The 22,705-nt window shown below is 72.6% G+C and carries 16 protein-coding genes and 1 other RNA gene; 10 read left to right on the top strand and 7 right to left on the bottom strand.

Translation table 11 applies throughout. From position 1 onward, the window contains the following. Positions 1–212: 212 nt before the first annotated feature. Positions 213–899: a class I SAM-dependent methyltransferase gene (locus ACGFR7_RS09330; RefSeq protein ID WP_393315234.1), complete on the top strand. Its 687-nt coding sequence runs from the start codon at positions 213–215 to the stop codon at positions 897–899. 142 nt (positions 900–1,041) lie between these two features. Here ACGFR7_RS09330 and ACGFR7_RS09325 read toward each other — a convergent pair whose 3' ends face one another. From ACGFR7_RS09325 to ACGFR7_RS09305, 5 genes are all read right to left on the bottom strand, one after another. Then, a complete protein-coding gene (locus tag ACGFR7_RS09325; protein ID WP_393315231.1) occupies positions 1,042–1,995 on the bottom strand; it encodes a class I SAM-dependent methyltransferase in 954 nt (317 codons plus the stop codon). Positions 1,996–2,520: 525 nt separating this feature from the next. Then, the gene (locus tag ACGFR7_RS09320; RefSeq protein WP_393315228.1) at positions 2,521–3,489 is read right to left on the bottom strand and encodes a carbohydrate ABC transporter permease; all 969 of its coding nucleotides are present in this window, start codon (positions 3,487–3,489) and stop codon (positions 2,521–2,523) included. After that, positions 3,486–4,739, bottom strand: a complete 1,254-nt coding sequence (locus ACGFR7_RS09315) for a carbohydrate ABC transporter permease (RefSeq protein ID WP_393315381.1) — start codon at positions 4,737–4,739, stop codon at positions 3,486–3,488. The genes ACGFR7_RS09320 and ACGFR7_RS09315 overlap by 4 nt, the downstream gene beginning before the upstream one ends. A 405-nt stretch (positions 4,740–5,144) precedes the next feature. Then, entirely contained in the window at positions 5,145–6,530 is a 1,386-nt protein-coding gene (locus tag ACGFR7_RS09310) for an ABC transporter substrate-binding protein (RefSeq protein ID WP_393315225.1), read from the bottom strand. 325 nt (positions 6,531–6,855) lie between these two features. Continuing rightward, complete coding sequence (locus ACGFR7_RS09305; RefSeq protein WP_393315378.1) at positions 6,856–10,416, bottom strand: FHA domain-containing protein; 3,561 nt, start codon at positions 10,414–10,416, stop codon at positions 6,856–6,858. A gap of 514 nt (positions 10,417–10,930) precedes the next feature. Here ACGFR7_RS09305 and ACGFR7_RS09300 point away from each other — a divergent pair. The 4 genes from ACGFR7_RS09300 (at position 10,931) to ACGFR7_RS09285 (ending at position 16,732) form a co-directional block, all read left to right on the top strand. Further along, positions 10,931–12,595 (top strand): serine/threonine-protein kinase, encoded by a 1,665-nt coding sequence (locus tag ACGFR7_RS09300; protein ID WP_393315222.1) that lies wholly within the window; start codon positions 10,931–10,933, stop codon positions 12,593–12,595. Between the two features lie 347 nt (positions 12,596–12,942). Then, positions 12,943–14,250, top strand: a complete 1,308-nt coding sequence (locus ACGFR7_RS09295; RefSeq protein WP_393315219.1) for a serine/threonine-protein kinase — start codon at positions 12,943–12,945, stop codon at positions 14,248–14,250. A gap of 213 nt (positions 14,251–14,463) precedes the next feature. Then, complete coding sequence (prfB, locus tag ACGFR7_RS09290) at positions 14,464–15,570, top strand: peptide chain release factor 2 (RefSeq protein WP_393315216.1); 1,107 nt, start codon at positions 14,464–14,466, stop codon at positions 15,568–15,570. 322 nt (positions 15,571–15,892) lie between these two features. Next, a complete protein-coding gene (locus tag ACGFR7_RS09285) occupies positions 15,893–16,732 on the top strand; it encodes a hypothetical protein (protein ID WP_393315213.1) in 840 nt (279 codons plus the stop codon). A 138-nt stretch (positions 16,733–16,870) separates the two neighbouring features. Here the strand turns inward: ACGFR7_RS09285 and ACGFR7_RS09280 are convergent, their stop codons facing one another. Beyond that, positions 16,871–17,065, bottom strand: coding sequence for a hypothetical protein (locus ACGFR7_RS09280; protein ID WP_393315210.1), 195 nt, complete (start codon positions 17,063–17,065; stop codon positions 16,871–16,873). A 249-nt stretch (positions 17,066–17,314) separates the two neighbouring features. Between ACGFR7_RS09280 and ftsE the strand changes: the two genes are divergently transcribed. The 5 genes from ftsE to ssrA all read left to right on the top strand — a co-directional run bounded on the left by ftsE (position 17,315) and on the right by ssrA (position 21,247). Beyond that, on the top strand, positions 17,315–18,004 hold the full coding sequence (ftsE, locus tag ACGFR7_RS09275; protein ID WP_018091242.1) for a cell division ATP-binding protein FtsE: 690 nt from the start codon (positions 17,315–17,317) through the stop codon (positions 18,002–18,004). Positions 18,005–18,036: 32 nt separating this feature from the next. Continuing rightward, a complete protein-coding gene (gene ftsX / locus ACGFR7_RS09270; RefSeq protein ID WP_088797900.1) occupies positions 18,037–18,951 on the top strand; it encodes a permease-like cell division protein FtsX in 915 nt (304 codons plus the stop codon). A 68-nt stretch (positions 18,952–19,019) separates the two neighbouring features. After that, entirely contained in the window at positions 19,020–20,237 is a 1,218-nt protein-coding gene (locus ACGFR7_RS09265) for a S41 family peptidase (RefSeq protein WP_393315207.1), read from the top strand. An 18-nt stretch (positions 20,238–20,255) separates the two neighbouring features. After that, a complete protein-coding gene (gene smpB, locus ACGFR7_RS09260) occupies positions 20,256–20,753 on the top strand; it encodes an SsrA-binding protein SmpB (RefSeq protein WP_393315204.1) in 498 nt (165 codons plus the stop codon). Between the two features lie 124 nt (positions 20,754–20,877). Then, positions 20,878–21,247: a transfer-messenger RNA gene (gene ssrA, locus ACGFR7_RS09255) on the top strand. On the opposite strand, the gene ACGFR7_RS09250 is transcribed toward ssrA, so the two are convergent. Then, positions 21,246–22,619 (bottom strand): MFS transporter, encoded by a 1,374-nt coding sequence (locus ACGFR7_RS09250; RefSeq protein WP_393315201.1) that lies wholly within the window; start codon positions 22,617–22,619, stop codon positions 21,246–21,248. The two genes, ssrA and ACGFR7_RS09250, sit on opposite strands and share 2 nt — an antisense overlap. Positions 22,620–22,705 lie beyond the last annotated feature (86 nt).

Raw genomic sequence — 22,705 nt, 5'->3', positions numbered from 1 at the left:
CGCGGCGGCACGGTCACCGGATCTGCGCTGAAAGGGTGAGAGACCCCGCCCGGTGTCCGTGTGCGCGGGGCCGCGCGTCCCCGTGCAGGATGACGCGCGGCGCGCGCATTCGGCGCGCCGTAACGCCCGGCCGCGTCCGATGCCGTAGACCCGTTGCACAGCTTCACGGCGTTTTGCGCGCCGTGTTCCCCAGGGAAGGTGACCGCGTCCCGATGCCCGGCAGAACCGACAGCTCCGCCGCCACCGACAGCCCCGACGCCGGGCCGCCCGGCAGCGACACCCGGACCGCCCGGCCCACGCGTCCCACGGGCACCGCCCCGTCCGCCTCCACCGCGCGGCTGCCGGCCGACCGGGGGCGCAGCGGCCCGGCACGGCTGCTGCCCGCCCGGTCCCCGTACCGCAGTCAGCTGCGGCGGATCGGCAGCGGCCGGGTACTGGAGATCGGCTGCGGGCTCGGCGACACGCTCGCCGGCTGCGCGCCCGGCAGCGTCGGAGTGGACCACGATCCGCGGTCCGTGGCGCGCTGCCGCGAACGCGGGCTGACCGCCTATACGGCCGACACCTTCCTGGCGAGCCCGCACGCCCGGCCGGGCGCCTTCGACGCGCTGCTGACCGCGAACGTCCTGGAGCATCTGGACGACGAGCAGGTCGAGGGGCTGCTGCGGGCCTACGTCCGGTACGTACGCCCGGGCGGCGGAGTACTGCTGATCACCGCGCAGGAGGCCGGGCACCGGGCCGGGCCCACCCCGGTGCGCTTCACCGACTTCGCCCTGCTGCGCGCCTTCGCCGAGTCCGCGGGCCTGACCGTACGGCGTACCTACTCCCATCCGCTGCCGCGCCCGGCCGGGATGCTGCTGCGGTCCAATGTGTTCGTGCTGGTGGGGCAGGTGTCCCGGTAGGGGCCCCCGCCAGGGTTTGCCGCCGGCCTGGCGAGGGTCTGTCCCAGGGCCCGTCGGCGCGTACCGGCCCCGTACGTCCTCCGGCACGTACCGGCCCCGTACGCCCGCCGGCGAGTACGGGCCCGGTACCGCGTCCGGGCTCCTAGCGCGTACGGGCCCGCGTGCGGGCCCTCATCAGGGCGCGGGTGATGACCGGCGGCAGCACGTCGAGGGCCACCCGGCGCACCGTGCTGCGTGCCGGACCCGGCCGGCGCGGGGCCGGGCGGGCCGCGGAGGCCTTCGGCGACTGCGTCGCGGGCGGCTGCGCGGCGCGGGCCGCGGACGTGTACCGGGAGGCCGGATGGCCGGGCTCCCTGGCGCCCTTGGCGCTCAGCCGGACCAGCGGGGCACCGTTGACGTACTGCACCTCGTGCCAGATGTCGCCGCGGGACGCGATCCACTCCAGCAGCGCCTTCTGCAGCGGCTCCGGGTCGCCCCAGGTCCCGTAGAACTTGGTGCCGGTGATGCAGACGGGGCGCAGCCCCTCGTTCGCGACGGCCTGCCAGGTGGCGGCGGCCACCCCGGGGCAGTGTTCGGCGCGGTAGTCGTCCATCACCACGATGCCGTGGGCGGTGAGCAGTTTGCGCACCGCGAGGATGTCGCCGTGCACATGCTCGTACAGATGCGAGGCGTCGATATGGGCGAAGCGCACCGAGCCCTCGTCGACGTGGTCGCTGACCAGCGAGCTGAGCCCCTGGACGATGGTGGGCAACTCGTCGTGGAAGGCGAGGTAGTTGGCCTCGAAGGCGCGGCGGGTCAGCGTCGCATAGGACTTCCTCATCTCCTTGGAGTTGGAGGCGTCCTCGGCGGGGGAGTCGAAGAGGTCGCAGACCGTGAAGCGCTCGTCCGGGCGCAGCCGCGCACCGAGGAAGATGGCGCTCTTGCCCATATACGCGCCCAGTTCGAGCAGGTCACCCGGCTCGGAACGGTCCTGCTGGTGCGCCAGGAACCAGTCGAAGAGCAGCTGGTCGGCGGTGAAGAACCAGCCTTTGACCTCGGACAGCCGGGTGGGGCGCGGGAGTTGTTCGGCACTCTGGTCTGCGAGGGGGGCAGTCATGTGCGGTCCGTCTCCAGACGGTCGGGAACGTAGGGCTGAGTACGACACGTGTGTGAGGGAGTGCGTGCGGTATGTACCGGCGCTGTCTGCCGTGGATGTGGCGGTATGGCGGTATGGCGGTATGGCGGTATGTGCGTATAGCGGCGATATGGGCGTATGGCAGCGGTATGGGCGTGTGGCCGTATCGGGTGTAGAGGTGTGCGGAGGTACGTCTGCAGTTGTCCGGACCTGCGCGGTCCATTCGGTTTTGGGCGTGCCCGGCGTCATGGCCGCTGCGCACGGGCGCGGCCTCGCGGGGACCTCAGTGCCCTCGCTCGACACGAGAGACGCGCGGGCGGCACCCGGGCGTCTTCATGGCGGCACCCTGTCGCACCGCCGCACCCTGTCGCGCCGGCACACCACGTGTGACCGCCCGCCATACGCACCGCCGCGCCATGCATGGCACGGCAGCGACGTCATCGTAGGCGCAGGAAAATGAACGGGAGATGGCGTGCGGCCGGGCACCGGCAGGACGTCGTGCGGAGCTCACTTCACCGCGCCGGCCATCACACCGGAGACGAACTGGCGCTGGAAGGCGAAGAAGACGATCAGCGGCACCACCATGGACAGGAACGCGCCGGGCGCCAGCACATCGATGTTGCTGCCGAACTGCCGCACCTCCTGCTGCAGCGCGACCGTGATCGGCGGATGGCCGCTGTCCGCGAAGATCAGGGCGATCAGCATGTCGTTCCACACCCACAGGAACTGGAAGATCCCCAGCGAGGCGATCGCCGGGCCGCCCAGCGGCAGCACCACGCGGGTGAACAGCCGCAGCTCGCCCGCCCCGTCCAGCCGGGCCGCCTCCAGGAGCTCGCGCGGGATCTCGGCAAAGAAGTTCCGCAGCAGGAACACCGCGAACGGCAGCCCGAAGGCCGTGTGGAAGAGGATCACCCCGGCCGTCGTCTCGAACAGCCCGACCGCACCGAACAGCTTGGCCACCGGGATCAGCGCCACCTGCACGGGCACCACCAGCAGCCCGACGACGACCATGAACCAGCCGTCCCGGCCGGGGAAGTCCATCCAGGCGAACGCGTAACCCGCCAGCGAGCCGATGACGACGACCAGCACCGTCGCCGGCACGGTGATCGCCGCCGTGGTCAGCAGCGAACCCATCACCTTGTCATTGGCCAGCAACTGGCTGTAGTTGTCCCAGGTGATCTGGGCCGGCTTGCTGAAGACCTGCCACCAGCCGGACTCGGCGATCCGCTGCGGACTGCGCAGCGAGGACAGCAGCAGCCCCACCGACGGCATCAGCCAGAACAGCGCCACCAGGACCAGGAAGATCCGCATCGCGCCACCGCCGGTCCGCGCCGCGATCCGGGCCACGAGCGGCTGCCCGGCCCGCCCGGCCCGCCCGGCCCGCCCGGCCCGCGCAGCCCGTACGGCACCGGCCGCCCCGGCACCCCCGCCCGGCCCGGCGGCCCCGTCCGGTCCGGCACCGTCCACGGTCGTCATCGGCGACGCTCCTTCCGTATGCGCCGGAGATTGACGTACATCACCGGCAGCACGAGCAGCAGCAGGAAGACGGCGATCGCGCTGCCCAGGCCCTCGTCGACATCCGTACCGAACGAGGACTGGAAGAGCTGGAGCGCCAGGACGTTCGCGGACCGGATGCTGGAGCCCGGGGCGATGATGTACACCAGGTCGAAGATCTTCAGCACATTGATCATGAGGGTGACCAGCACGACGACCAGGACCGGCGCCAGCAGCGGCACCGTGATCCGGCGGAAGACCTGCCACTCGCCCGCGCCGTCCACCCGCGCCGCCTCCAGCAGCTCACGCGGGACACCCGCCAGCCCCGCCGCGATCAGCACCATCGCGAAACCGGCCCACATCCAGACGTACGAGCCGATGACGGCCGGGGTGACCAGCGCCGGGCCGAGCCAGTCGACACCGTGGTAGGCCTCGGCGAAATTGGCCGCGGGCAGCCGGAGCCGGGCGCCCTCGGCACGGTCCGCGGGCAGCGCATAGGTGCCGTCGGCCGCCGTCGTCGCCGAGGCGACCACCCGGCCGCCCTTGACCGCCTCGACCGTCAGCCCGGCCAGCGCCTTCTCGTTGCCGTCGATGACGCCGGGGCGGCCGCCGCCACCGCGGGTGAAGTCCAGCCACACGGTGCCGGTGACCTTGCCGGGACGGGGCCCGGCGGCGGCCGCGGCCCGGGCCCCGCGCAGATCACCCGGCTGGACGGCGACCAGCGGCAGATTCACCGGTGACATCGCCCGCACGGCCGAGCGCGTGGTGAACGCACCGCCCCCGGACGGCGCGAGACCGGACCGCGGCCGCGGTTTGGCGCCGGGGAACGGGGCCGGCTCGGAGAACGTGTCATGGATGCCGACCCACACCGCGTTGGCGACTCCGCGCTCCGGATCCTGGTCGTAGACCAGCCGGAAGATGATGCCCGCCGCCAGCATCGAGATCGCCATCGGCATGAACACGATCAGCTTGAAGGCGGTGCCCCAGCGGATCCGCTCGGTCAGCACCGCAAAGATCAGCCCCAGCACCGTCGAGACCGTCGGCGCCACCACGACCCAGACGACGTTGTTCCGCAGCGCGGTACGGATGCCGTCGTCGGAGAACATCGCGCCGTAGTTGCCCAGCCCCACAAAACCGGTGCCGGACGCGTCGAACAGGCTGCGGTAGACGGAGAAGACGACCGGGTAGACGACCAGCGCACCGAGCAGCAGCAGGGCCGGCAACAGAAACACCGCGGCCGCCCACGGACGGGCCCCCAGAACGCCGCCGCCCGCGCGCTTGCCCCCGCCGCCCGCGCGCTTGCTCCCGCCGCCCGCGCGCTTGCTCCCGCCGCCCGCGCGCTTGCCCCCGCCGCCGGGGCGCTTGCCACCGCTGCGTCGGCCGCTTTCGCCGCTGCCCCGGCCGCCTTCGCCACTGTCACTGGCCTTGCCGGCCTCTACGGCGCTCATCGTGGCGGTCCCCCCGGTCCCGGTCGAGGTGGTCGGTGGTCGGTGCTCGGCGGCCGTCGACAGGCACTCAGCACCCGAACGACACCGCGTGCGGACTCAGTTGCTCTTGCTCGAACGACGTCGCGTACGGACTCAGTGCCCGAACGCCATCGCCTACGTCCCCGGCGTCCGAGCGACGTCGCGTACGGCTCAGCGCCCGAACGACTTCGCGGCGTCCTTCTCCAGCTGAGCCTGGGTGCCCGCGATGTCCTTGGGGCTCTTCAGGAAGTCCTGCAGGTCCTTCCACTCGCCCTGGCCCGGCTTGCCGCCGAAGGAGGCGGGCGCCTGGTCGGACATGTCGAAGCGGAAGTCGTCGCCCGCCGCGATCAGCGCCTCGGCGATCCGGCGCATCACACCGTCGGCGTACGCCGCCTGGTCGAGCTCCTTGTTGGGCGAGATGAACCCGCCCGCCTGCGCCCAGATCTTGGCGGCATCCGTCGACGCCAGGAACGTCAGCAGCGCCTGTGCGGCCTTGCCGTCCTTGAGGGCCACCGCCACATCGCCCCCGGTCACCACCGGTGACTTGGCGCCCACCGCCGGGAACGGGAAGACCTTGGCGTCCGTGCCGACCTTGGCCTTCGTCTGGGTGATGCTGGCGGCGGCGAAGTCGGCCGAGGAGACCATCGCGGCCTTCGGGGTGTCGCCGCTGAAGGTCTGGGTCACCGACGTCGGGAAGTCCGTCTGCAGCGCACCGGAGTTGCCGCCCGCGAGCAGGTCCTTACGGCCGAAGAGCTGTCCGAGCGTGGTCAGCGCCTGCTTGACGGAGGCATCGGTCCACTTGATCTTGTGCTGCGCGAGCTGGTCGTACTTCCCGGGCCCCGCCTGGGAGAGGTAGATGTTCTCGAACCAGTCGGTCAGCGTCCAGCCGTCCGCACCGCCCACCGAGACCGGCTCGACGCCCGACTCGGAGAGGGTCTGCGCCGTCTTGAGGAAGTCCTGCCAGGTCTTCGGCTCCTGGGTGCCCGCGTTGTCGAACGCCTTGGCGTTGTACCAGACCAGCGACTTGTTGCTGGCCTTGAAGTAGACGCCGTACGGCGTGCCCTTGTGCGTGCCGAGATCCTGCCAGCCCTTGCTGTAGTTCTTGGCGAGCTGCGCCTTGGCGGTCGCGCCGAGCGGCTTGAGCCAGCCCTTCCCGGCGAACTCGCCCAGCACGCCGACCTGCTGGAGCATCGCGATGTCCGGCGGTCCGCCACCGGCGATCTTGGAGCCGATGAAGCCGGCCATGTCGTCGCCGCTGGGCACGAAGTCGACCGTGGCGCCGGTGCGCTTTTCGAACTCGTCCAGCACCTTGACGAAGTTCTCCCGCTCGGGACCCGTCCAGACCGCGGTGACCTGCAGCTTCTGGCCCTTGAGCTGAGGAAGTCGCACGGTGGGGGCGGTGCTGCCGCCCTTGCTGCCACCGCTGCCGTTGTCCTTCGTGCCGCCGCCGCTGCCGCTGCCGCACCCGGCCAGCGTCAGGGCGAGCGCCGTGCCCACCGCCACCGCGGTCGTGGCGCGTACAGCCGTGCGGTCGAGTCGTCCGAGTCGTCTGCGCATCCCCGTAGCCCCTTGTCGCCGCGCCTGCCGTGCCGGGTGCAAAGGGAGCCGTGCCCTGCCGTGCCGCGGCGTCCCAACCGTGCCGTTCGCCTCGTGCCGTGCTGGTGCTGGTGCTGGTGCTGGTCGCGCTGCGCCTCGTTGTGCTCTGCGGTATGCCTGGTGCTCTGCAGGTGTACGTCGTGCCGTGCGGTGTGCGACAGTCCTACGCCCTGACCACCGGCTCCGCAATACCGCCTTCCCCGTCAACTGGCCTTTCGTGACGCGGCTGTTATGGGCAGAGCGCGGGGCTCACCACGCTGTCTTCACACCTCTCAGCCCACCCGCTTCACAACAGCGGCGGAGCCGATGCCGCGCCCGAGGACTGGGCGGCCCGCTGCAGTGCGCTGGCCAGCAGGGCCAGGTCCGTCGGGCCGTTGCCCAGCTCGCGCAGCGGGCGCCGGGCCGGCGGGTCGCCCATCCGCTGCCACTCCAGCGGTACGACCGTCGGCCGGAGGGTGGAGGTCCGGGGTATCCGGCCGGTGACCCGGCCCGCCTGGAACGGTGTCGAGGAGCCGTCCGCCGCGCGGTGCAGCCGTCCGCGGCCCGTGGGCACCGGCTCGGACGGATCGCCGGAGGCGCCCAACCGGACCCGCAGACCGGCCCGTTCGCTGGTCGTGGTCTCCGCCGTACGGTCGGGATGGCCGGTGGCGGCTATCAGGTGGACCCCGAGCTCCGCCCCCTCCCGGGCCACCGCCTCCAGGGCACGCACCACGGAGCCGGCGGCCGGGCGGCCGGTGCTGCCCAGCGCCGGGGCCACCAGCGCATCGAAGTCGTCGACGAGCACGAAGAGCCGGGGCATCGGCGCGGCCGCGCCGGTGCCGCCTTCCGTGGCTGCCGGGCCGGGGGCGGGCGGTGTGCTGCGGGCGCGCAGGCGGAGGGTTCCGGTCGTCGACGGGTCCGCCGCTGTGCCGCCGTCCGTTCCTCTCTCATGGCAACGATTACGGAGAGTAGTTAGTTCCTGCTCTCCGTAATCACGGCTCTCGCGGCTGCTCTCGCGACTGCCGCGGCCCTCACGGCTCTCACGGCTCTCGCGCTCAGTGCTGCCGCTTTCGGCCGATCGTCGCGGGGCGACGATCCGGGGGGCCGGCAGATGCTTGGCGCGCCACTCGGCGAACGGGGTGCCGGCCAGTATGTCCGTCCGCCGCTTCAGTTCGGAGGACAGCGCCTGGGCGAACTCCCGCATCCGGACCGGGTCCGAGGCGGCGAGGTAGGTCGTGACATGCGGCAGGTCCGTACAGACCCGCAGCCCCTCACCGCGCTCGCTGCCGCCGCCGTCCACCAGCACCAGCGACAGCAGATCCGGGCGGTCGGCGGCCGCCAGCGAGGCGGCCAGCGAGCGCAGCAGTTCGGTCTTGCCGGTGGCCGCCGCGCCCTCCACGACGAGGTGGGTGCTGTCGGTGGCGAGGTCGGCGCAGAGCGGGCCGTGCGGCCCGGCACCGAGCACCGCGGCGGCGCCGGGGCGGTCGGTGTCCAGCGCGGCGGCCCAACGGGCCATCAGGGACGCCGGGGTGGCGCGGGCCAGCCCCAACTCGTCCAGCAGCCGTGCCGAGTCGGGCAGCGGGACGGCCGCACGAGGCGCCGTCCGGCCGCCGGACGCGGCCGTCGTATCGCTCTCGCGCAGTGGCGCCAGCGCCCGTGCGAACCGCTCGGCCCAGGCGCCGGAGACCGCGTCCACCGTCGCGACCGTGCCGTTGGGCCCGGAGCCGGGCTGGACGACGCGCAGCGCCGTGGCGACATCGCCGCTGAGCACCGCCACCGCCCCGCACTCGCCGAAGGCGGGCGACGCCGCCCGGGCCGCTTCGTACGTCGCGGCCAGCGGAAAGGCGGGGGAGGCGGCCGGGGTCTCGGCCAGGCACAGGAGGTGGATACCGGCCGCCGGGCCGCCCGCGGCGAGCCGGGCGGTGGTCTCGCGCAGCGCGGAGGTGCCGGGGTCGCCGTCGACGACCACGAGGGTGTACGGGCCCGGGTGGCGGGCGGCGGCGGAGGCGGTCTCCGCCCGCTCGGCGTCCGCCCAGCCCCGGCCCAGCGGGCTGTCGTCGAGCCGGCGCACCAGCTCGGACGTACGGGCCGCGGCCTGTTCCTTGTCGTACGCCAGCAGCAGCCGGCAGTCCTGGCCGCGGTCCGGGCGGACCTGCGGCAGCCAGCCGAGCCAGGACCAGTCCGCCACCCGCTCCTCGGCCGGACGCGCCCGGTCCGCGCTGATCAGCACGATTTCCAGGGCGCCGGGGGAGTGCAGGGCCGTGAGCTGGGCGAGGACGCTGCGGGCCAGCCCGGTCAGCCGCGCCCGCGGCCCGGCGAGACCGAGGGAGCCCGCCCGGCGCAGATCGACGGTGACGGGCACGGCGGCCCGGCCGCCGTGCCGGGCGGCGGTCCCCAGCCGGACGGTCAGTGCGTCGGGGTGGTCCGGGCCGCGCTCCCAGAGCCGGGGCCCCGGGCCGAGCGCGGTGAGCAGGACTGCGGCGGCATCCGGCCAGCGCTCGTCGGCGGCCGGCCCGGAGAGCGCTTCCGGCGCCGGGGCGCCCTCGGCGGTGCCCGCGAAGGCCGCCCTGGAGGCGCCGGCCGGTTCGTACTCCGGTGCGAAGGCGTCATCCGGTCGCTCCACGGCGGGCCGGCCGCCCGCCAGCCGCCGCGCCCAGGCGCCGATGCCTCCCCGCCGCCCGCCGCCCTTACGGGATCCCTCATCGGCCCGGCCCCCCGCATCGGCCGGTGCCGAAGACTCCGGCGCCAAAGACTGCCGGCCGCCGTGCGTCCGGTCCTGCGCACCGGCCGGAAAGGCGTCGCCGGCCCGAAAGGCGTCGCCGCGCTCCCGGACGCCGGGGCCGAAGCCGTCCGCCGGTCCTGTACCGGTGGTGCGGTCGTAGACATGGCCCGTGGAGGCGCCCGGGACGGGAGCCGCGGCGACGCCGGACGGGGTGGCGTACCGGGTCGGGGTGCCGCGCAGGGGGGTGTCCCGCCGCCCCGCCGGGTCCGGGGCCGGCGCGGTGGCGGGGGCCGGTACGGGAGCGGCCGCGTCATCGGTCACCCGGGCGTGGGTGCCGGCTCCCGTGTACGCCCCCTCCGCGGCGGACGTGGCTCCTCGCGGGCCCGGTGACGCCCCGTATGCCCCGTACGCCCCGTGGCGCTCCGTCCGGCCCGCCTCTGCCGCTGCCGCTGCCGCGTCCGGGCGCGCACCGGCCGTGCCCGGGGCGATCCGCAGATGCCCCTCGCCGTCCGGGGCGGTCGGCAGGGCGGGGTCCGGGACGCTGGGCGCGGACTGCAGGCGCAGGGCGGATTCCCCGATGCGCAGCAGGGCGCCGGGCGGCAGCGGCGCGGGCCGTTCGCCGAGGTCGGTGCCGTCCACGACGGTGCCGTTCGTGGAGTGCAGATCCGCCACGTACACCGCGCCGTCCGGCTCGACCGTCACGGCGCAGTGCAGCCGGGAGACATCGGGGTCGTCGAGGGGGACGTCGGCGTCGGCCGAGCGGCCGATGCGGATCTGGCCGCCGTGCAGCAGATGCACCCCGCCGGCATCGGGGCCGGAGACGATGCGCAGGCGGGCGGAGCCGTGCGGCAGGCCGTGTGCCGGAGCGGGGCCCGGGCCCTGGAGGGAGAGCACCGCGCCGTCGATCAAGGGCGGCTCGCCGAGCGCCGCGCGCTGTGGATCGAGCCGTTCGGGCCCGGCGTAGAGCACGACGGGACCGCTGCCGCCGCCCGGACCGCCGACATCCGCACCCGAGCCCGCCACGGAGGCCGCGAGCGCGCCCGCCACCGCCGCCAGCGCGGTCCCGGCGGGGGCCGTCACGAGCACGTCGCAGGTCCGTGTGGTGTGGCCGCTGCGCGGCCCGAGGACGGTCAGCCGGATCTGCATCGCCGTCAACGGTCCCTTCTGCCGGGATCCGCCGGGGACCGCTCACTCCCCCCACCGCACCCGGGCACGTCGGCACGTACAAGTCCCAAGTGCACGTCGCGACAAAGACCGCGCGCCCCCACCGCATCGTGCTGGGTGCATCCTCGCACCTGCCGCTGACAACACGCCCGCCGACCGCCATTCAGTGATCTTGATTGGTCTTCTAAGGGCGAAAAAGTGACTGCTTGCGTGCCGTGCCCGGCCGGATTTCGACCGCCGTGGTCAGCTCGGAACACTTCGGAACGGTCCTGGGCGGAATGCCGCGGGCGGTGCCGGGTACCAGCCGCACGCGGCAGGCAACCATCCGTTCCCCCACTGCGTCTTTCCCACAAGCCCGTTCCGGGCCGCCGGACCGAAAAGTTTGTAGGACGGCATTACAGTGGGCCGGACGGGCCGCGCGGAGTGGATCAGCGGAGTTGATCAACTGACCCGGCGGGCCGGGCAAGAGAACCACCACGACCAGGGAGCGCATGACGTGCGGCCGGTAGGCAGCAAGTACCTGCTCGAGGAGCCGCTGGGACGCGGCGCCACGGGCACCGTCTGGCGTGCCCGCCAGCGGGAGACGGCGGGCGCCGAGGCCGCCGTGGCAGGAGAGCCCGGCGAGACGGTCGCGATCAAGGTCCTCAAGGAGGAGCTGGCGCACGACCCGGACGTGGTGATGCGCTTCCTGCGGGAGCGCTCCGTCCTGCTGCGCCTCACCCACCCCAACATCGTCCGCACCCGCGACCTCGTCGTCGAGGGTGATCTGCTCGCCCTGGTCATGGACCTGGTCGACGGCCCCGACCTGCACCGCTATCTGCGCGACAGCGGCCCCTTCAGCCCGGTGGCCGCCGCACTGCTCACCGCCCAGATCGCCGACGCGCTGGCCGCCAGCCACGCCGACGGTGTGGTGCACCGCGACCTCAAGCCCGCCAACGTCCTGCTCGCCGGGTCGGACGGCAGCGGCGAGATGCACCCGATGCTGACCGACTTCGGCATCGCCCGCCTCGCCGACTCCCCGGGCCTGACCCGCACCCACGAATTCGTCGGTACCCCCGCCTATGTGGCGCCGGAGTCCGCCGAGGGCCGCCCGCAGACCTCCGCCGTGGACGTCTACGGCGCCGGCATCCTGCTGTACGAGCTGGTCACCGGCCGCCCGCCGTTCGCCGGGTCGACCGCCCTGGAGGTGCTGCACCGCCACCTCAGCGAGGAGCCGCGCCGCCCCGGCACGCTCCCCGAGCCGCTGTGGACGGTGATCGAGCGCTGTCTGAGCAAGCGCCCCGAGGAGCGGCCCGGCGCCGAGAACCTCGCCCGGGCGCTGCGCACCGTGGCGGACGGGATCGGGGTGCACGCCACCCCGGCCGCCGCCGAGGCCGCACTCGGGGTCGCCGCGCTGCTCGCCCCTGACCCCGCACCCGCGACCGTTCCCGGAACGGGCGCCGACGGCAGCCAGGGTGCCGGAGGCGACGCCGACCCCACCCAGGTGCTCCCCTCCGGTGCCGGTTCGTACGACCCGGCCGCGGCGACCAGCGTGCTCCCGTCCACGGGTGGCCCGGGCGGTCAGGGCCCCGGCGGGCCGGGCGGCGACCCGACCCGCGCCATGCCGCCGATGCCCATGGGCGCACCGGCCGGCGGACCGCAGAACCCCGACAACCCGCATCCCTGGGAATCCCAGATGCGGGCGGCGCGCGACCGCAACGAGCAGACCCAGGTGCAGTATCTGGATCCGGCCGAGGACCCGCTGCGCCGCCGTCCGCAGCGCCAGGCCGCTCCCCAGCAGCAGCCGCCGCAGCGCCCGCAGCAGCCCCAGTACCGTCAGCAGCCGGCTCCGGCGCCGTACGCCCAGCAGCAGCAGCCGCAGGCCGCCCCCCGGCGCCGTCAGGAGCCGCCGCCGCAGCGCTACGAGCCGCAGCGGCCGCCCGAGCCGGAGCCCCGGCCCCGGCGGGAGCCCCGTCAGCGCAGCGCCAACCCGATGAAGATCCCGGGTCTGGGCTGCCTCAAGGGCTGCCTGTTCACGCTGATCCTGCTGTTCGTGGCGGCCTGGCTGGTCTGGGAGCTGACCCCGCTCCAGGAGTGGATCGGCACGACGCGGGGCTTCTTCTCGCAGGTCGGGCACGTCTTCCACAGCGTGCAGCGGTTCGTGCAGAAACTCGGCGGCTGACGCCGTCCGCCCGCGGCCGCACCGCCGCGGGCGCCCCGGACCTGTTCCGGACGGTCAACTACGGGCCCGGCCCCGCCTCTCCACAGGCGGCGCCGGGCCCGCGCCGTCCCTCCGCCTCCGACGCGCCGGACCGCCCTGTGCATCGCGCCGTGCATCGCGCCGTGAACGGTCCCGTCGGCCTGCCCGCGAACCCACCCAGTGGATTTGTCGACTTCTGACGGTCAATTTCGCTCACAGAAGTGAAGGTTGCCACGTTCCGGGGCACGGAACCCCCTGGCGCCCGCGTAGCTTTGACGCCAACCTCAGCCCCCGCAGGACGCTCGGGGGCCCGACACGTCGGAGCAGTCTTGGCACGGAAGATCGGCAGCCGGTACACCGCCCACCAGATCCTGGGGCGCGGCAGTGCCGGCACGGTATGGCTGGGCGAGGGCCCCGAAGGGGCCGTGGCCATCAAGCTGTTGCGTGAGGATCTCGCCTCCGACCAGGAACTCGTCGGCCGCTTCGTACAGGAGCGGGCGGCGCTGCTGAGCCTGGCGGACCCGCATGTCGTCGGCGTCCGTGATCTCGTCGTCGACGGCAACGACCTGGCGCTGGTCATGGACCTCGTCCGGGGCACCGATCTGCGCACCCGTCTGGAGCGCGAGCGCCGGCTGGCCCCGGAGGCCGCCGTCGCGATCGCCGCCGACGTCGCCGACGGGCTCGCCGCGGCGCACGCCGCCCGGATCGTGCACCGCGACGTCAAGCCCGAGAACGTGCTGCTGGACATGCAGGGGCCGCTCGGCCCCGGCGGTGCGCACCCGGCCCTGCTCACCGACTTCGGCATCGCCCGGCTCGTCGACTCGCCGCGCCGCACCCCCCAGCCCCCGGCAGGGGGAAGCTCCGGCTCGCTCCGCTCGTCGGCCAAGGTCATCGGCACCCCCGACTACCTCGCCCCGGAGATCATCGAAGGCCTTCCGCCGCGCGCCTCCGTGGACGTCTATGCGCTGGCGACGGTCCTGTACGAGCTGCTGGCCGGGTTCACGCCGTTCGGCGGCGGGCACCCCGGGGCGGTGCTGCGCCGCCATGTGACCGAGAGCGTGGCGCCGCTGCCCGGCATCCCCGACGAGCTGTGGCAGCTGCTGCTGCAGTGCCTGGCCAAGGCGCCGGCCTCCCGGCTGCGCGCCCCCGAGCTCGCCGCCCGGCTGCGCGAGCTGCTGCCCGGCCTGGCCGGTATCCCGCCGCTGGACATCGACGAGCCGGAGGAGGAGCAGCCGGAGGACGAGCAGGAGAGCGCCGCCTCCCGCGAGGAGCCGTTCCACCCCTCCCCGCACCCGGGGGAGGCCACCCCGCCGCGCGGCGCCGTCCCGCTGGTCCAGGGCGCGGTCCCCGACTCCAACCGGGAGACGCACACCAGCATGCGGGTCCCCGGGCCGGACGAGCTGGCCGGCGGCGCCCACGGCACCGCCCGTGCCCCGCGTGCCGCCGGTGAACGCCGGGCGGGCTCGGCCCGGCACCGCTCGTCGCCGGACGCGGTGCGCCGCCGCCGGATCAGGCTCGGCGCGGCCGCCGCCGCGGTGGTCGTGGCGGCCGGTCTGGGCGGTTGGCTGGCGTCGGGCGACGACACGGCGGGGGACGCCACACCGGGAGTCCAGCAGCCGGACCCCGGCACCCCGTGACGGCCCCGCCGTCCCGCGCACCGGGCCCTGCCGTGCGGCCACCGGGCCCGGCGCACGGCCACCGGGCCTGCGGAGACGGCCGCCCGCCCCCGCCACCGCCCGGTGCGCGGGACGGCGGACGGCACGCCGGGGGACCCGCCCCGCGCGGTTTCCGGCCAGTCCGACCTGCCGGGGCCGGGTCACGCTGACGGCGGCAGCCGTTAGGCTGGGTGCGTGGCAGTCGTCGATGTATCCGAAGAGCTGAAGTCCCTCTCCTCGACCATGGGGTCGATCGAGGCCGTCCTGGACCTCGACAAGATGAGGGCCGATGTCGCCGTGCTCGAGGAGCAGGCCGCGGCGCCGTCCCTGTGGGACGACCCGGAGAACGCACAGAAGATCACCAGTCGGCTGTCCTACCTCCAGGGCCAGCTGCGCAAGGCCGAGGACCTGCGCGGCCGCGTGGACGACGTCGAGGTGCTCTTCGAGCTCGCCGAGGCCGAGGGCGACGAGGACGCCAGGGCCGAGGCCGAGGCCGAGCTGACCGCCGTCCGCAAGGCGGTCGACGAGCTGGAGGTCCGCACCCTCCTGTCCGGCGAGTACGACTCCCGTGAAGCGGTGGTCAACATCCGTGCCGAGGCCGGTGGCGTGGACGCCGCCGATTTCGCCGAGAAGCTGCAGCGCATGTATCTGCGCTGGGCCGAGCGGCACGGCTACAAGACCGAGCTCTACGAGACCTCGTACGCGGAAGAGGCCGGCATCAAGTCGACCACCTTCGCCGTCCAGGTCCCGTACGCCTACGGCACGCTCTCCGTCGAGCAGGGCACGCACCGCCTGGTGCGCATCTCGCCGTTCGACAACCAGGGCCGCCGCCAGACGTCGTTCGCCGGCGTCGAGGTGCTGCCCGTCGTCGAGCAGACCGACCACATCGAGATCGACGAGTCCGAGCTGCGGGTGGACGTCTACCGCTCCTCCGGTCCCGGCGGTCAGGGCGTCAACACCACCGACTCCGCGGTCCGGCTGACGCACATCCCCACCGGCATCGTCGTCTCCTGCCAGAACGAGCGCTCGCAGATCCAGAACAAGGCGACCGCGATGAACGTCCTCCAGGCCAAGCTCCTGGAGCGCCGCCGCCAGGAGGAGCAGGCCAAGATGGACGCGCTCAAGGGCGACGGCGGCAACTCCTGGGGCAACCAGATGCGTTCCTACGTCCTGCACCCGTACCAGATGGTCAAGGACCTGCGGACCGAGTTCGAGGTCGGCAACCCCACCGGGGTGCTCGACGGCGACATCGACGGCTTCCTGGAGGCCGGAATCCGCTGGCGCAAGCAGCAGGAGAAGTAGCGGAACCCCCGCACTCCGTACGTAAAACAACTGCCTCCTTCAGGGAGGCAGTTGTTTTTGCTGTGGCGGTTTGGTCACAGTCGTATGTCCATGTACCGCCCACTGCTTGTCAATTCGGGCATCGGGACTTTATTCGGCCTTGACGATGATGGCCGAACTGGGAAGGCTGAGCGCGGCATGCGTATGTCTGGGGCGCGTGTAGGAACGGGGAATTGAGCGGTCTGCCGCAGGGCGGGACCGAAGCTCGTGCACCCCGACATCGGCTCGTCGCCCCGCGCAACGGTGCACCCATGACGAGTTCAGCTACTGGGGGTAGCAGTACATGACGAAGAAGACGCGGCTGCGCGTAGCGCGCATTGCGGCCGGCGCAGTGATTGCGGCCGGTGCGTCGCTCACCGCGGCCGGCGCCGCTTCCGCAGCCAGCCCGGGTGAGGCCCCGGGCCAGGACGGCGGCATCATCGGCGGCATTATCGGCGGGATCATCGGCGGCGGCGACTCCGGTGGTGACTCCTCCGGTGGTGACTCCTCGACCGGCGGCGACTCCAGCGGTCAGGTCGGCGGCGAGATCGGTGGCGACGACAGCACCGGCGGTATCGGTGGCGACGACAGCACCGGCGGTATCGGCGGCGACGACAGCACCGGTGGCACCGGCGGCGATGAGACCACCGGCGGTCAGTCCGGCAGCACGACGGGCGGCGACGAGACCACCGGTGGCCAGTCCGGCAGCACGACCGGTGGCGATGAGACCACCGGCGGTCAGTCCGGCAGCACGACGGGCGGTGACGAGACCACCGGTGGCCAGTCCGGCAGCACGACCGGTGGTGACGAGACCACCGGCGGTCAGTCCGGCAGCACGACCGGTGGCGACGAGACCACCGGTGGTACCGGCGGTCCCAGCACCGGTGGCAACTCCAGCACCGGCACCGGCACCGACAACGAGGGCACCAAGCCGATCGAGCAGCCCGGCCAGGGCAAGGAGCAGATCGCTGACACGCCCGGCCAGGCAAAGCAGCAGGCCAAGGGCGGTGAGCTGGCGGAGACCGGTTCCTCCGGCACCACCTTCCTGCTGATCGGCGCCGCCACGATGATCGCGGGCGGTGTCGGCTTCCGTATGCTGCCCCGTCTGATCAACAAGAACGGCGGCGGCGCCGCGGCGGCCTGACGCTGACGCGGTACAGCTGGAGGGGCCCGGGGCGCATGATGCGCTCCGGGCCCCTCGGCGTTTGCGTGACGGCCGTAAGAAAGCCCCGTACGGGTGGTCGGCGGGAAAGCCCCGTACGGGTGGTCGGGCGGCCCGGTCTCAGACGGCCTGGTGGAGCAGTACACCCAGCGCGATCAGCACGATCATCAGCGCCACCAGCATCACCGGGCTGAGCTGGGCGAAGATACCGCCCGCTTGCTGCTGAAGGCGTTCTCTGCTGGCCCGGCACACGGGGCAGCGGCCCTCGTTCACAGGGGCCGCGCAGTTGGCGCACACCAGTCGGTCGTACGTCATGCGACCTCCTTCTCCACTGCACCAACGCACCGGAAGGCGCATTGGTTCCCTCTCCCACTGTGCCAGCTCATGGCCCAAACGGCGCGCCCCGCAGAATTGTGCGCCTTTTGTCCCCTAGGCGCCGTGAATAAGCGCACCAACCGCCTACACCGACTGGGCCGCCCTGCGAGGTTCGCGTATGGTCACGCACACCGACGGGAGCCGCAACTCGGCAACCGTGCCCCTATTCAGGTCGACCGTGGTGCATCAGTGATCCGATTCGACAACGTCTCCAAGACTTACCCGAAGCAGAACCGCCCTGCACTCAGGGACGTCTCGCTCGAGATCGAGCGCGGCGAGTTCGTCTTCCTGGTGGGCTCCTCGGGCTCCGGTAAGTCCACCTTCCTGAGGCTGCTGCTGCGCGAGGAGCGCGCCAGCCACGGCCATGTGCACGTCCTCGGCAAGGACCTCGGGAAGCTCTCCAACTGGAAGGTCCCGCAGATGCGGCGCCAGGTGGGCACGGTCTTCCAGGACTTCCGGCTGCTCCCCAACAAGACCGTGGGGGAGAATGTCGCCTTTGCCCTCGAGGTGATCGGCAAGCCGCGCGGCCAGATCCGCAAGACGGTTCCCGAGGTCCTCGAACTCGTCGGGCTCGGCGGCAAAGAGGACCGTATGCCCGGCGAGCTCTCCGGTGGTGAGCAGCAGCGCGTCGCCATCGCCCGGGCCTTCGTCAACCGCCCGATGCTGCTCATCGCGGACGAGCCCACCGGCAACCTCGACCCGCAGACCTCGGTCGGCATCATGAAGCTGCTGGACCGGATCAACCGGACCGGTACGACGGTGGTCATGGCCACCCACGACCAGCAGATCGTCGACCAGATGCGCAAGCGGGTCATGGAACTCGAAAAGGGCCGGCTCGTACGCGACCAGTCGCGCGGCGTGTACGGCTACCAGCACTAAGCGTGTACGGCCCCCAGTACTGAAAGGACGCCATGCGCGCCCAGTTCGTCCTGTCGGAGATCGGCGTCGGTCTCCGCCGAAACCTCACGATGACCTTCGCCGTCATCGTCTCCGTAGCCCTCTCGCTGGGCCTGTTCGGCGCCTCGCTGCTGATGCGCGACCAGGTCAGCACGATGAAGGGCTACTGGTACGACAAGGTCAACGTCTCCATCTTCTTCTGCAACAAGAACGATGCCGACACCGGCACCAACTGCGCCAAGGGTGCGGCCACCCAGCAGCAGAAGAACGACATCAAGGCCGAGCTCGACCGGCTGCCGATCGTGCAGAAGCCGGTGGTGTACGAGTCCAGCGACCAGGCCTACAAGCACTACAAGGAGCAGTTCGGCGATACGCCCGTGGCGGGCGTGGTGACGCCCGACCAGCTTCCTGAGTCCTTCCGCGTCAAGCTCAAGGACCCGACGAAGTACGCCGTCATCAAGTCGGCGTTCTCCGAACGGCCCGGCGTCCAGGAAGTGCAGGACCAACGGGACACCGTCGAGCCGCTGTTCAACCTCCTCAACGGCATGAACATCGCCGCGATAGTCGTCATGGCGCTGATGCTCGTCGTTGCGCTGATGCTGATCGTCAACACCGTCCGGGTGTCGGCGTTCAGCCGTCGGCGGGAGACCGGGATCATGCGGCTGGTGGGGGCGTCCAGCTTCTATATCCAGATGCCGTTCATCCTGGAGGCCGCCATCGCGGGGCTGCTGGGCGCGGCCTTCGCCTGTGTGCTGCTGGTCGGCGGCAAGTACGCCCTCATCAACAACTGGCTGGCGAAGAAGATCCAGGTGGTCAACTTCATCGGCTGGGACTCGGTGGCTGCGGTCCTCCCGCTGGTCCTCCTGATCGGGCTGCTGATGCCCGCGCTCGCCGCGTTCTTCGCGTTGCGCAAGTACCTCAAGGTGTGAGCTTTGCCAAGGGGCGCCGTACGGTCAACTTGCCGTACGGCGCCCTTTTGTCCCCTAGACTCACCGGCATGCCGGGCCCGTGTTCGTACGACCGGCCCCGCCGCATTCGCCGCGGGGCGGCCCTGACGTTGTTCCTCGCCGGCGTGCTCGCGACCGGCGCGGCGACCGGCACATGGAGCGACCGTGCCCAGGGCGCGGCCGGGCGGCCCGCACCGGCCCGCGCGGCATCCGGCGCGCGGGTTCCCGAGGCCGCCATCGCGGACCGCGCGGCCGTCGAGCGCGCCGCTTCCGAGGCCGTCGAGGACGGCAAGTCCGGTGCGCAGGCCGCCGCGGACGTCGTCAGCCGCAGCGGCGACCGCTGGTCGACGATCTACAGCGCGGGCGAGTTCAAGGATTTCCAGGCGCAGTTGGACGGCGGCTATGTCGGCGTCGGGCTCTGGGTGCGGCAGGCGCCCGACGGCCGGATCGAGGTGTCCCGGGTCCAGCCCGGCGGCCCCGCCGCGCGCGCCGGTATCGCCGCGGGCGACCGGCTGCGTGCCGTCGACGGCCGCCCGTCCCGGGGCGCGCCGGTCACCGAGGTCGTCGCCCGGCTGCGCGGGGCCGCCACCGGCGGCTCCGGTCACCCCGCCGCTGCCGGCACCCCCGTGCGGCTGGACCTGCAGCGCGGCACCCGCCGTTGGTCGGCCGGCTTGCACCGCACCCGGCTCAGATCCCGAAACGTCGTCATCGACCGTCCTGCCGGTGCGCACGGCCCGACCCGCGTCAAGATCGCCGCCTTCGGCAAGGGCACCGGTGCGGTGGTCCGCCGGGCGGTGCGCCGCGCCTCCCCGCAGGGCGGCATGCTGCTCGATCTGCGCGGCAACACCGGCGGCCTGGTCACCGAGGCGGTGGCCACCGCCTCCGCCTTCCTCGACGGCGGTCTGGTCGCGACGTATGACGTGCGCGGCAGCCAGCGCGCGCTGTACGCCAGGCGCGGCGGCAACACCCGTATCCCCCTGGTCGTCCTCGTCGACGGCGGCACGATGAGCGCCGCCGAGCTGCTGTCCGGCGCGCTCCAGGACCGGGGGCGGGCGCTCGTGGTGGGTTCTCGGACCTTCGGCAAGGGCTCGGTGCAGATGCCCAGCACGCTGGCGGACGGTTCGGTCGCCGAGCTGACCGTCGGCCACTACCGCACGCCGTCCGGCCGGAACGTCGACGGCGACGGCCTCACCCCCGACGTCACGGTGGGATCAGGGGCGGAGAAACGGGCCCGCACAGTATTGAGTGGCCTCGGGGGCGGTGTGTAGTGCGAAAATGGCCGCACTATGGCTAAGGACAAGGGCAAGGACAAGACCCCCGGGCGCAAGCTCGTGGCGCAGCACAAGAAGGCGCGGCACGACTACCTCATCCTGGACACCTATGAGTGCGGCCTGGTGCTGACCGGCACCGAGGTGAAGTCGCTGCGGCAGGGCCGGGCGTCGCTGGTGGACGGTTTCATCCAGATCGACCGGGGTGAGGCCTGGCTGCACAACGTGCACATCCCCGAATACGCCCAGGGCACCTGGACGAACCACAGTGCGCGGCGCAAGCGGAAGCTGCTGATGCACCGCATGGAGATCGACAAGCTGGAGGCCAAGAGCCAGGAGTCGGGGCACACGATCGTGCCGCTGGCCCTGTATTTCAAGGACGGCCGGGCCAAGGTCGAGATCGCCCTGGCCAAGGGCAAGAAGGAGTACGACAAGCGGCAGACGCTCCGCGAGCAGCAGGACCGCCGCGAGACGGACCGCGCCATCTCGGCGGCCCGGCGGCGGCAGCGGGCCTGATCTGCCCGTACGGGCCCGTTCCGCCCGGTCCGCCGGGGAATGCGCTGGCAACGGCACGCGTTGTTCCCGTACGATGGGTGCACACCCCACGAGGGGTGCGGGTACCACCTTGATAAATCAACATGGGGATGATCGGTTTCGACAGCGGATGTCGAAGCAGGGGAAGCGAGTCGAGGAAGCGGCAATGATCTCGTTAACCATATGTCGCAACCAATAATCGCCAATACCAAGCGCGATTCCTTCGCCCTCGCTGCCTAAGTAGCGACTTGCGAAGTGTCAGCCCGGGGGTGTTCCCGACCCGGATCCTGGCATCAGCTAGGGAACTAAACTTCTAGACCCGGTCACGGGGTTTAGGAGGAAATCAAACAGTGGCTGAGCCCGTCGGAGACTTGTTCGCGTGATCTCCGGGGCCGAGAAAATCGCAGCGAACTGCACTCGGAGAAGCCCTGTTTCCGCACCGTTGGACGCGGGTTCGATTCCCGCCATCTCCACTCATCCCATGTGAGGCCGAGGCCCCGCCGTCCCAGGACGGCGGGGCCTCGGTCGTTGGTGTGCCGCGAGCAGGGTGACGGCCGCCGCGAGGGCGGCCGCCGCCGCGGGTACTCCGTAGGCCGCGCCCGCCCCGGCCAGGTGCTCGACCGCCCAGCCGCCGCCGGCCGATCCGGCCGCGATCCCGCCCAGCAGCGCGGTCACGGCGAGCGTCATGCCCTCGTTGAGTTGACCGGTTGGCGTCAGCGACTGGACGAGTCCCATGCCGGTGACCATGGTCGGCGCCGTCGCCATACCGGCCAGGAGGAGCGCGACGGCCAGCGCCGCCGGGCCCCCCGCCGAGGCCGCGAGCGGCGGGAGCAGCATCAGGGCCGCCATCGCCGCGGTGCAGCCGAGGAAGCGGTGGCCGGCGGTCCCCCGAGCGCTTGAGGAGCCGGGAGGGGCCCCCGTCGCCGGGCGGAGCAGGCCGTGGAGCAGCCCGGCCGCGCAGGAGCCCGCGGCCTGCAGGGCGAGCAGTCCGCCCGCCGCGGACCGTATGCCGTGCGCGTCGGCGAAGGCGATCGTCACGACCTCCAGGGAGCCGAAGACCGCGCCGGTGGCGAGGAAGGTGGCCAGGAGCGGCGGCAGCCCCGGCAGGCGCAGGGGGGAGCGGGGCCGACCCGTGGCCGGTGCCGGCGCCACGGGTGGTTCGGTGCGGCGCTGGGCCGCGAACAGCAGCACCCCGGTCAGCAGCAGCGCCGCGGCCACCGCCGTGCCGGCCTCCGGGGTGAGCGTGGTGCACAGCAGCGTGGCGAGCACCGGCCCCAGCATGAAGCACAGCTCGTCGGCGGCCTGTTCGAAGGAGTTGGCGGTGTGCCGGGCGGCCGGGCCGTCGCGGAAGAGGTGCGCCCAGCGGGCCCGGGACATCCCGCCGGTGTTGGGGGTGGTGGCGGTGGCCGCGTAGCAGGCGAAGAGGGTCCAGTCGGGCGCGCCGCAGTGGACGCACAGGAGGAGGGCGAGCGAGCCGAGGACGGCGAGCGCGGTGGCCGGGACCGCGATCCGGGCCTGGCCGTGACGGTCGACCAGGCGGGCGGTCCACGGCCCGGCCAGCGCCGTCGCCGCCAGCCCGGTCGCGGTGACCGCTCCGGCCAGCGCGTAGGAACCGCGCGAGCCGGCGATCATCAGCACCGCGCTGACGCTGAGCATCCCCATGGGCAGCCGGGCCGGCAGATTGGCGGCCGTGAAGGCCCGGGTACCGGGGACGGCGAAGATCCGGCGGTAGGGGGCGAGGGGACGGAAGCGGAAGCGGGAGCGGAAGCGAGTGCGGAGGCGGGGACGCCGCGGGGCCGGGCGTACGGGCGGGGCCGTGACCGGGCGGGCGGCGAGGAAGAGGATCATGCCTCTACGGTCGCCGTCGCGCATGCCGCCCGTCCAACACCTGGTCAGCGCCCATTCACGCACCTGTGATGTCAATGTGTGCGAGC

The sequence above is a fragment of the Streptomyces sp. NPDC048516 genome (assembly GCF_043199875.1).
Classification (GTDB): Bacteria; Actinomycetota; Actinomycetes; order Streptomycetales; family Streptomycetaceae; genus Streptomyces.
The sequence above is the reverse complement of the archived record's forward strand: the minus strand, read 5'-3'. Positions and strand labels throughout refer to the sequence as shown.